Raw genomic sequence first — 9,442 nt, 5'->3', positions numbered from 1 at the left:
TCCGGATTTCGGGCGGTGAGAACCAGTCGGTAATACCTAGCCTTACGAAGGTTTTACTTGGGGGAGTAGAAATGTCTGGTGTATTGCTGCGCGAGCGCGGCTTCAAGGGAGGCGACGGAGGCTCGTCGCGACTGCGGTTCCGTCTCCTCGGGCCATTACAGACCAACCGGGGAACGAAGGTGCTGGAGCTGGGCCCGCCCAAACAACGGGCCCTGCTGGCAGTGCTGTTGCTCAGACCAGGGCTGGAGACCGGTGTCGACCAGCTCATCGAGGCCCTCTGGGGGGAGGATTATCCGGCCTACGCGAAGAACCTGATCCAGAAATCCGTCTCGGGCCTGCGGGGCCTCCTGTCGACCAACGGGAGCGACGGCGGGGGAGTCTCCCTGGAGTGGTCGTCCGGCGGCTACCGGATGGACATCGGGGACTCCGAAGTGGACCTGTACGACTACGAACAGCTGGCGGCCGGCGGCATCGCCGCCGCGCGCAAGGGCGAGATCCTGCAGGCTGTCGGGCTGCTGGAGAAGGCGCGCACGATGTCCACGGGGCCGCTGGTGGAAGGGCTCGAGGGGCCCATGCTCGACCGTGAACGGCTCTACCGCCAGGAGCGTTTCCTGGCGGACATGGAGGTGCGGGCCGAGCTGGAACTGGAGCTGGGCAGGCACCGCAACGCCGTTCCGTACCTGTACTACGCGGTGGACAAGTACCCGCTGCGGGAACGCTTCCTGTGGCTGCTGATGCTCGCGCTCTACCGCTCGGACCGCGGCAACGAGGCGCTGTCGGTGTACGCCGTCCAGCGCGCCCGTGTGATCCAGGAGCTCGGCGTGGAGCCGGGCTCGGCCCTGCGGGCACTCCACGCGCGACTGCTGCTCCAGGACCCGCAGCTGATGGTGCTGTCGGCCCTGCGTCAGGACAGTGGGGCGGCGGAGGACGATTTCGTCCCGACTCCGCGCCTCCCGCTGGCCCGCCGCGGCCCGTTCGGCTGAGCGGGCCGGGAAGCACCGGGTACAACGCCGTGGGCGGATGGTCGCTGCTGCGACCATCCGCCCACGGATCAGGCTGAGTCCGTTCAGTTCTTGCCGCTGAGCACCCGGGGATTCTCGTCCTGCGCGGTCTGCGAGGGCACGGACGGGGACGGGCCCTCGACCGTCAGGCGCGGCAGGAGCCGGTCCAGCCACGAGGGCAGCCACCAGTTGGAGGCGCCGAAGAGGTGCATCAGAGCGGGCACCAGCATCGTGCGCAGCACGAACGCGTCGAGTGCGACCGCGGCCGCCAGGCCGATGCCGAACATGGCGATGGTGCGCTCGCCGGCCAGGATGAAGGCACCGAACACCGCGATCATGATGATGGCCGCGGCGTTGATGACACGGCTCGTCTCGGCGAGGCCGGTGCGTACCGCGCGGGTGTTGTCCGCGCTGCTGACCCACTCCTCGTGCATGCGACTGACCAGGAAGACCTGGTAGTCCATGGAGAGGCCGAACAGCATCGACAGCATGATCACCGGGAGGAAGGCCTCGATCGGGCCCTTGCCCACGCCGAGCAGGTCCGAACCCACGCCCCACTGGAAGATCAGGACGAGGACACCGAAGGACGAGGCGACGGCGATCAGGTTCATCGCGGCCGCGGTGGCCGGGACCACGAAGCTGCGGAAGGCGAGCATCAGCAGCAGGAAGCCGAGCGCGACGACCACGGTGATGAACAGCGGCAGCTTGGCCGAGAGCACCTCGGCGAAGTCGTCGGCGATCGCCGTGGCGCCGCCGACGTACACGTCCAGCGAACTGCCCTCGACCGCTCCGGGGATGACGTCCTCGCGCAGCGTGGTGATCAGTTCGGAGGTCTCCTCCGACTGCGGAGAGGTCGTCGGTACGACCTGCACGATGCGTATGGGGGCACCGGGCACCGGCGGCAGTGCCACCGCCTGGGCCACGCCCTCGGTGTCGCGCACCTTGGAGACCAGCGAGTCGAGCGCGCTGCCGTCCGACGGGTTCCCGGGCACGACGACGAGCTGCAGCGGGCCGTTGGAGCCCGGGCCGAAGCCCTCGGCCAGCGTGTCGTAGGCCTTGCGCACGGTGGTGGCGGTCGGGCTGTTGCCCTGGTCGGAGAAGCCCAGCCGCAGCGACATCGTCGGGACGGCGAGGGCGACCATGACGACGAGGGCGGCCGCGGCCAGGGCCTTGGGTCGGCGCTCCACGAGCAGCGACCAGCGCTCGGCGAGGGTGGCCTTCTCCTCGTTCTGGGAGGAGGCCTGCTCCATCCGGCGCCGCTGACGGCGGTTGAACACCTTGACCTTCATCAGGCCCAGCAGCGCGGGCAGCAGGGTCACCGCGGCCGCCATCGTGGCCAGCACGACGATGGACGCCGCGACGGCCACCCCGTTGAGGAAGCTCAGATTGAGGACGAGCATGCCGAGCAGCGCGATGCACACGGTGCCGCCCGCGAACAGCACGGCGCGGCCGGAGGTGTTGATCGACTGGACCGCGGCCTCTTCCGGAGCGAGCCCGTTGCGGATGCCCGTGCGGTAGCGGGTGACGATGAAGAGGGCGTAGTCGATGCCGACACCCAGGCCGATGAGCGTGCCGAGCATGGAGGCGAAGGCCGGCACGTCGGCGGTGTGGGTGAACAGTGCGATGGCGCTCATACCGAGGCCGACGCTGAAGATCGCCGTGACGACCGGGAGCAGCATGGCCAGGAAGGAGCCGAAGGCGAGGTAGAGCACGATCGCGGCCACGAGGACGCCGACGATCTCACTGATGTTGGCCGGGGCCGCGTCCGCCAGCGTGATCACGCTGCCGCCCAGCTCCACCTGGAGGCCGTCGCCGCGCGCCGCCTTGGCGGCGTCGAGGAGCGGTTTGACGTCCTGCGCCTTCAGCTTGTCGAAGGACTGGGTGAAGGTGACCTGCGCGTAAGCGATCTTTCCGTTCTCGCTGATCTGCGCCGCGCCCTCCGGCGCGTACGGGCTGACGACCTGCCCCACCCCGGGAAGCTTCGCCACGTCCCCGAGGAGCTTCGACATCTTCTGCTCGACCTGTCCGTCGCGGACCGACGACGAGGCCTTCCACACGATGGTGGCGGACTCGCCCGACTGCTGCGGGAACGCCTCCTTCATCAGGTCGAGCGCCTTGGTCGACTCGTTGCCCGGCAGCGAGAACGAACTGGAGTATTTGGCTCCGCCCGCGGCCGAACTGGCCATGGTGACGCCCGCGAAGGCGACGATCCACAGCATGATGACGATCCACCGGTGCCGGAAGCACCAACGGCCTAGTGTGCCCACAACTGCTCCACTCTCGTTTCCACTGCCTGTCCTGTTTTCTGATCAGGCGCTGTCAGCCGGCGGCTGACGCGCCGACGAGCCGCGCCGACTCCAGCGCCTCGTACATCTGGGCGAACTCCACGACCTGGTCGCCCAGGGTCTCCAGCTGGGCCTCGATCCGCGGGTCGCTGCACCGTTCGGAGCCGCGGAAGACCCCGGTCTCGGTGTTGACCGGCACGCCGAGCGGGGTCGGCCACCCGCGCAGCGCGTGCGTGGTCGTCCGCAGCCCCGCCAGTGCGGTGACCGCGCCCTGCCAGCCCTGACCGACGGCGAGGCAGCCCACGGCTCGCCCGGTGAAGTACGGCCGTGCGTCCTCCCGCAGGTCCTCCACGTAGTCCAGGACGTTCTTCACCAGTCCGGACACGGTGCCGTGGTAGGCCGGCGTCGCAAGGATGATTCCGTCGGCCGTGGCGATCTGCTGGACCAGGTGCTGGGCGCGGGAGGTGCGCAGCGGGGTCCGCGGGTCGTACAGCGGCAGGTCGAGTTCCGGTCCGGTGATCAGTTCGACGCGGGCGCCTCGGCGTTCGGCCGCTTCCAGGCTGATCCGCAGCGCCCGCTCGGACGTCGACCCCGCCCGGGGCGATCCGCCGATGCCGAGCACCGTGATGCGATTGGTCATGTCACACTCCGTTCTTTGCGTACGTACGGCCGTGCCGCGACGTGTGATCCGGTCAGGCGGCCACCGCGCGGCGGTAGGCGCGGTTGGCCAGCGGCACCATGACGGCGAGCAGCAGGACCGAGCCGATCAGCGCGAAGGGGAGCGGGTGCCTGAGCGCGAAACTGCTGTCCGCGGTCACCGCGGTCGGGTTGCCCCACAGCTCCCGGACGGCACTCACGACGGCGCTGATGGGGTTCCACTCGGCGATGACCTGGAGCCACGTGGGCAGGTTGTTGAGCGGGATGAACGCCGCCGAGAGGAACGACAGCGGCATCGAGATGAACACGGAGATCGAGTTGACCGCCTCCGGATTGCGCACGACCAGGCCGATGAGCACGCCGAGCCAGGAGACGGCGAAGCCGAGAAGGAGCAGCAGCCCGAAGCCGGCGAGCGTCTTCAGGAACCCGCCGTGGGTGCGCCAGCCGATCAGGTAGCCCACGACGGTGATCCCGATGCAGGACACGAAGGTCAGGACCAGGTCGGAGGCGGTACGGCCGATCAGCACGGCCACCTGCGACATCGGCAGGGACCGGAACCGGTCCACCAGGCCGTTGTTGAGGTCGTCGGCCACGCCGATCGCGGTGGTGCCGATGCCCGCCAGCATCATCTGTACGAAGATGCCCGCCATGATGTATTCGTGGTAGTCGCCGCCGCCGGGGACCGACATGGCGCTGCCGAAGAGGTAGCCGAACACCAGCACCAGGGCGATGGGCATGACGGTGACGCCGATCAACTTCTCGGGCACACGCGTCAGATGGCGCATGTGACGCCCGATGAGCGCGGCCGAGTCGTTCAGTGCCTCATTCATCGTGACGCGGCCTCCGAGCCTTCCTGCATGTCTTGTTCGGTCTCTGCGGCCTGCTTGCCCTGCTTGCCGGTCAGTTCGAGGAACACGTCGTCCAGTGACGGCTTGCGGACCGAGAAGTCGGCGACGGCCAGGCCGAGTTGGTCGAGGGTGGTGGACGCGAGGGCGATGCCCGCGAGTCCGGTCTCCAGCGGAGCGGAGATCCGGTGCAGGGCCTGGACCGCCAGGGAGGGGGTGAAGCCGGCGGCGCGCAGGGCCTTCGCGGCGACCGTTGCCGTCTCCGCCTCGGTGAAGGTGATCTCCAGGCGCTCGCCGCCGACCTTGCTCTTGAGCTCGTCGGGCGTGCCCTCGCCGACCGTGAGCCCGTCGTTGATGACGGTGATCCGGTCGGCGAGCTGGTCGGCCTCCTCCAGGTACTGCGTGGTCAGCAGTACGGTCACACCGTTGCGGACCTGCTCGCGGACCATCTCCCACAGCACGTTGCGGCTCGCGGGGTCGAGTCCCGTGGTCGGTTCGTCCAGGAAGACGACCGGCGGGCAGGCGATGAGGCTGGCCGCGAGGTCGAGCCTGCGCCGCATGCCTCCGGAGTACGTGCCGACCCGTCGGCCCGCGGCTTCCGTGAGGGTGAACTGCTCCAGCAGTTCCTGTGCCCGGCTCCGGGCCGCCGCCCGCCCGATGTGGAACAGCCGGCCGATCAGCTCCAGGTTCTCGCGGCCCGTCAGGCGCTCGTCGAGAGCCGCGTACTGGCCGGTCAGGCCGATCCGGCGGCGCACCTCGCGGGGCTCGCGGGCGACGTCGTACCCCGCCACGACGGCTTGTCCGGCGTCGGCCTCGATGAGCGTGGCCAGGGTGCGCACGATCGTCGTCTTGCCGGCGCCGTTGGGGCCGAGCAAGCCCAGTACGGTGCCCTCTTCGACCGTGAGGTCGACGCCCTTGAGGGCCTCGTGGTCTCCGTAACGCTTGCGCAGCCCTTGTGCGGAAATAGCGATGCCCACAGGCCCTCCTCAGCTGATGGTCGGCGCCACTCCGGAATGATCGGAACAAGAGCGGCATTCGGCGAGTCGAATGTATCGTCGAGACCTGCGTGGGCCCAGACTGATTTCAATTCTTCGAAATGCCGGAGGTGTGCCCTCCGGCATGTTCTCAGGGGACTGGCGCTGGTCCATGATGAACTTGTTTCATCGTGTCAGGAATGTGTGAAGGGGTGCGGAATGAGTGCAGTCAGGTCCGGGAGGGCAGCCGGCCGGTGGGGTTTCGGTCTGGCCGTCGGATATGCTGTCCTGGTGCGTTTCTATCAGGCTGCGGGCGGCACCATAGGTGTTCCCGGAAGCTTCACGGAGGAGAGCCTCGACGTCTGGTACATGGCCAATTACGTGGCCGGGCTGATCATCCTGGTCGGCGGGGCGGCCTGCCTCTTCCTGACCGAGCCGCAGGTGCGAACTCTCCCCCGATGGTCCCCTGTCCGTGCAGGTCAGGAGTTTCCGCGGGGGCTGATGCTGGCCGGCTGCGTAGCCCCGGTACTGGTCGGCGGGGTCTTCGCCGTGGCGCACGGGGCCGCCGGTGTCATCACCCAGCTCCTGGAACTCCTGGGATTCTATGACATCGATTATCCCAGCGATTGGGTCACGCTGGACGTGACGGCTCTGAACCTCTGGAACATATTCTTCTACGAGCCGTGGTTTGTGGCCATGGGAATCTGTCTGATTCTCTCGGCCCGACGCTATTTCAAGGACGCCGGAATCCGGGAGGCCGCCGTGCGGCGGATCTCCCGGATCTGTCACGCGTCGATCTGGGTGCTGACCGTTCTGATGTCGCTTTCCGTCATTCTCAAATGGAATGTCACCATCGGTGGATGATGCCGCCTGTGGTCGCTCGGTCAGCCCATGCGCCGCATCAGGTCCGAAATGACCTGGGGGCGCTGATCGGCGAGATAGAAATGGCCGCCCGGGAACACCGACAGGTCGAAGTCCCGTGTGGTGACATCGGACCAGGCCCGCATGTCCGCCTCACAGACCCCGGGGTCGCCGGCCCCCAGGTAGGCGGTGATCGGGCAGTTCACCGGCAGCGGGGCACGGGGGCCGTACCCCTGCACGATCCGGAAGTCGGCGCGTATCGCCGGCAGGACCAGTTCCCGCAGATCGGGGTCCGCCAGCAGCGCGGTGTCCGTGCCGCCCAGCCGCCTCACCTCCTCGGCCACCACCCGGGGGTCGTCCAGGTCGAGCGAGCCGGGCGTGACGCGGTGCGGCGCCTTGCGGCACGACACGTACAGGGCGTCGGGCCGGATTCCGTGCACGTTCTCCAGCCGCAGCGCCACCTCGTACGCCAGTGAGGCGCCCATGCTGTGCCCGAACAAGGCGACGGGCACGTCGAGGAAGGGCAGCAGCGCGCCGGTGACGGCGTCCGCGAGCGGCTCCATGGCCTCGATGAAGGGGTCGCCGATCCGGTCCTGCCGGCCCGGGTAGCGCGTCACCAGGACCTCCGTCGACGGGTCGAACCCCTGGCCCCAGGCGTGGAAGTAGCCGGCCGTGCCGCCCGCGTGCGGCAGGACGACCAGCCGACGGCGCGGAGCCGCACTCCGTGCGTACCGCCGGAACCACGTGCTCTCGGTGTCAGCAGACACAGTCTTGATCCTTCGTGTATCTCGTGCGGCAATCCTGGGACGCCGCCCTGTCTAGTGGGGTTGCCGGGCAGCGGACAACGCGGTCGGCAGGAAGCTGCAGGTCCCGTCGGGGCCTGGTGGCAGCTTCCTGCGGCCGGCCCCGGCCGGCCCCGGCCGGCCCCGGTCAGCCCGGGTCGGTCTCGGGTGCCGGTGCCTCTCCCCCATCCGGGGGAGAGGGCCCGGTCTGCAGGCGGACGCGGGGCGGGCGGGTCCGCCGCGAGGATCGTGAGCGGGAACTCCCGGTTGTAGCCGGTCCGTTTTGCAGGTGAGAGGAAGCCAGAGATGAACGCCACCACTGTCACGCCGGCCGAGACCGGTGTCCGCAGGGTCGGGGGCCCCGCCGGGGCCGCGCTCGAAGTGCCGCGCGGCATCAGGTGGGCGGCAACCGCGATCCCGCTGTGCGCGCTGCCGTCGGGGCTGTGGCGCATCGCGCTCGTGGTGGGCTGGCCGGACTGGTACGCGGGCCACGAGTGGCTGCCGGGGGAGCGGCCGTACGTCGTGTCACTGTCGCTGGTGGCCGAGTGCCTGGCGTTGCTCACCCTGGGGCTGGTCCGGCCCTGGGGCGAACGGCTGCCCGCCTGGGTGCCGTTCGTCGGGGGCCGTGCGGTGTCGGTCCGTGCGGCCGTCGTGCCGGCCTCGATCGGCGCCTTCCTCGCCACGGCACTGGGCGCGTACGCGACCCTGAACTACTTCTTCCACTTCGTCCCGCCGCTGAACGACAACGGCGAGGCGTTCCCGACCAGCGGCCCCGGCGCCTGGGCGCTGTGGGCCTGCTACCTGCCGATCCTCGCGTGGGGTCCGCTGCTGGCCGTGGTGACCCGGGCGTACTACCTGCGCCGCACCCGCGCCGCGCGATAGCCGCCCGGGCAGGATCACGCGGCCGGGGCCTCTTGTGCCCGCCAGGTCTCGTGCAGCCGGGCCAGCTCGGTGAAGCCCGACACGACGACGTCGGTGGCCACGCCGAAGTCGACGAGACAGGCGACCTCGTCGACACCCGCGTCCTTGAGCTGCTTGAGCATGATCATGCACTCGTCCACGGTGCCGAACATGCCGCTGCTGTCGAAGTACCGGTCGAAGGCCTGCCCGACGAGGAACTCCACGTCCTCGGGGCTCATGTTCTTCAGCTCGCGGGACACTGCCGCTCCCTCGGCGCCCGCCGCCTCCGCCGCACGGATCACCAGGTCGAACGAGCTCGCGAGGTAGCGCGAGAAGGGCCCTCGGACGGTCTCGCGCACCGTCTCGCGGTCGGTGCCGACGAACGTGTGCAGCATCAGCGCGACATGACCCTGACCGGCCGCGTCCGGGTGGGCCTCCCGGTAGGCGCGACGGTACTCCGCGATGCGCTGTGCGAGGACGTCCACCTCCTGGCCGAGGAGGTGGGTGAGCATGCCGACGCCCTCGCGGCCCGCCAGCGTGAACGTCTCCGGCGTTCCGGAACTCGTCAGCCACACCGGCAGTTCGGGCTGCACCGGCGGCGGGAACATGGTCAGCTCGACCGGCTCGCCCGCGCCGTCGGTCAGCTGGACGGACCCCCGCCGCCACAGCTCGCGCACCGTGTTGATGGTGTTCATGAGCTCGGACTTGCGGGTCTCGTAGTTCTCCGGGCGCAGCGCGAAGTCGGCCGCGTGCCAGCCGGAGGCGAAGGCAACCCCGGCCCGTCCGTTGGAGAGGTTGTCGACGACCGACCACTCCTCGGCTATCCGCATCGGGTGGTGCAGCGGCGCCACGACGCTGCCCGCCCGCACCGCGACCCGCTTGGTCACGGCCGCGACCGCCGCGCCCGTCACCGCCGGGTTGGGGTAGAGCCCGCCGAACGGGTGGAAGTGACGCTCCGGCGTCCAGACGGCGGCGAACCCGTTCTCATCGGCGAAGCGTGCGCCGTCCAGCAGCAGGCGATAGCGGTCGTGCTCTTCGGAATCGTTGTTGGCGAAGTAGAAGAGACTGAAATCCATCATGGTCTCCGGTCGGTATTTCAGGTGGCTTCGGCGTTCATTTGCGCGATGACGCTACCGG

9 protein-coding genes are annotated in these 9,442 nt (G+C 69.2%); 3 read left to right on the top strand and 6 right to left on the bottom strand.

Going from position 1 to position 9,442, the window contains the following annotated elements; all coding sequences use genetic code 11:
• Positions 1-71 precede the first annotated feature (71 nt).
• Positions 72-983, top strand: a complete 912-nt coding sequence (locus AC3IYI_RS14130; protein ID WP_489410513.1) for an AfsR/SARP family transcriptional regulator — start codon at positions 72-74, stop codon at positions 981-983.
• Positions 984-1,066: 83 nt separating this feature from the next.
• Here the strand turns inward: AC3IYI_RS14130 and AC3IYI_RS14125 are convergent, their stop codons facing one another.
• The 4 genes from AC3IYI_RS14125 to AC3IYI_RS14110 all read right to left on the bottom strand — a co-directional run bounded on the left by AC3IYI_RS14125 (position 1,067) and on the right by AC3IYI_RS14110 (position 5,765).
• The gene (locus AC3IYI_RS14125) at positions 1,067-3,220 is read right to left on the bottom strand and encodes an MMPL family transporter (RefSeq protein WP_489410512.1); all 2,154 of its coding nucleotides are present in this window, start codon (positions 3,218-3,220) and stop codon (positions 1,067-1,069) included.
• A 100-nt stretch (positions 3,221-3,320) separates the two neighbouring features.
• Complete coding sequence (locus AC3IYI_RS14120; RefSeq protein ID WP_489410511.1) at positions 3,321-3,926, bottom strand: NADPH-dependent FMN reductase; 606 nt, start codon at positions 3,924-3,926, stop codon at positions 3,321-3,323.
• A gap of 52 nt (positions 3,927-3,978) precedes the next feature.
• On the bottom strand, positions 3,979-4,773 hold the full coding sequence (locus AC3IYI_RS14115) for an ABC transporter permease (protein ID WP_489410510.1): 795 nt from the start codon (positions 4,771-4,773) through the stop codon (positions 3,979-3,981).
• Positions 4,770-5,765 carry an ATP-binding cassette domain-containing protein gene (locus tag AC3IYI_RS14110; RefSeq protein ID WP_489410509.1) on the bottom strand — a complete coding sequence of 332 codons (996 nt, stop codon included), beginning with the start codon at positions 5,763-5,765 and terminating at the stop codon, positions 4,770-4,772. The genes AC3IYI_RS14115 and AC3IYI_RS14110 overlap by 4 nt, the downstream gene beginning before the upstream one ends.
• A gap of 288 nt (positions 5,766-6,053) precedes the next feature.
• On the opposite strand from AC3IYI_RS14110, the gene AC3IYI_RS14105 reads away from it, so the two are divergent.
• Entirely contained in the window at positions 6,054-6,626 is a 573-nt protein-coding gene (locus tag AC3IYI_RS14105; RefSeq protein WP_489410508.1) for a hypothetical protein, read from the top strand.
• A gap of 20 nt (positions 6,627-6,646) precedes the next feature.
• Here the strand turns inward: AC3IYI_RS14105 and AC3IYI_RS14100 are convergent, their stop codons facing one another.
• Complete coding sequence (locus AC3IYI_RS14100) at positions 6,647-7,390, bottom strand: thioesterase II family protein (RefSeq protein WP_489410507.1); 744 nt, start codon at positions 7,388-7,390, stop codon at positions 6,647-6,649.
• Between the two features lie 321 nt (positions 7,391-7,711).
• Between AC3IYI_RS14100 and AC3IYI_RS14095 the strand changes: the two genes are divergently transcribed.
• The gene (locus tag AC3IYI_RS14095; RefSeq protein ID WP_489410506.1) at positions 7,712-8,287 is read left to right on the top strand and encodes a hypothetical protein; all 576 of its coding nucleotides are present in this window, start codon (positions 7,712-7,714) and stop codon (positions 8,285-8,287) included.
• Positions 8,288-8,301: 14 nt separating this feature from the next.
• Here AC3IYI_RS14095 and AC3IYI_RS14090 read toward each other — a convergent pair whose 3' ends face one another.
• Positions 8,302-9,384: a MupA/Atu3671 family FMN-dependent luciferase-like monooxygenase gene (locus AC3IYI_RS14090; protein WP_489410505.1), complete on the bottom strand. Its 1,083-nt coding sequence runs from the start codon at positions 9,382-9,384 to the stop codon at positions 8,302-8,304.
• Positions 9,385-9,442 lie beyond the last annotated feature (58 nt).

This window comes from Streptomyces sp. GL_148, from assembly GCF_057834205.1.
This window is presented reverse-complemented; position numbering and strand designations above follow the sequence as displayed.

Coding starts and splice junctions, on each gene's coding strand:
- AC3IYI_RS14130 (WP_489410513.1), top strand. CDS start 72: ATGTCTGGTGTATTGCTGCGCGAGCGCGGCTTCAAGGGAGGCGACGGA.
- AC3IYI_RS14115 (WP_489410510.1), bottom strand. CDS start 4,773: ATGAATGAGGCACTGAACGACTCGGCCGCGCTCATCGGGCGTCACATG.
- AC3IYI_RS14125 (WP_489410512.1), bottom strand. CDS start 3,220: ATGCTGTGGATCGTCGCCTTCGCGGGCGTCACCATGGCCAGTTCGGCC.
- AC3IYI_RS14090 (WP_489410505.1), bottom strand. CDS start 9,384: ATGATGGATTTCAGTCTCTTCTACTTCGCCAACAACGATTCCGAAGAG.
- AC3IYI_RS14095 (WP_489410506.1), top strand. CDS start 7,712: ATGAACGCCACCACTGTCACGCCGGCCGAGACCGGTGTCCGCAGGGTC.
- AC3IYI_RS14120 (WP_489410511.1), bottom strand. CDS start 3,926: ATGACCAATCGCATCACGGTGCTCGGCATCGGCGGATCGCCCCGGGCG.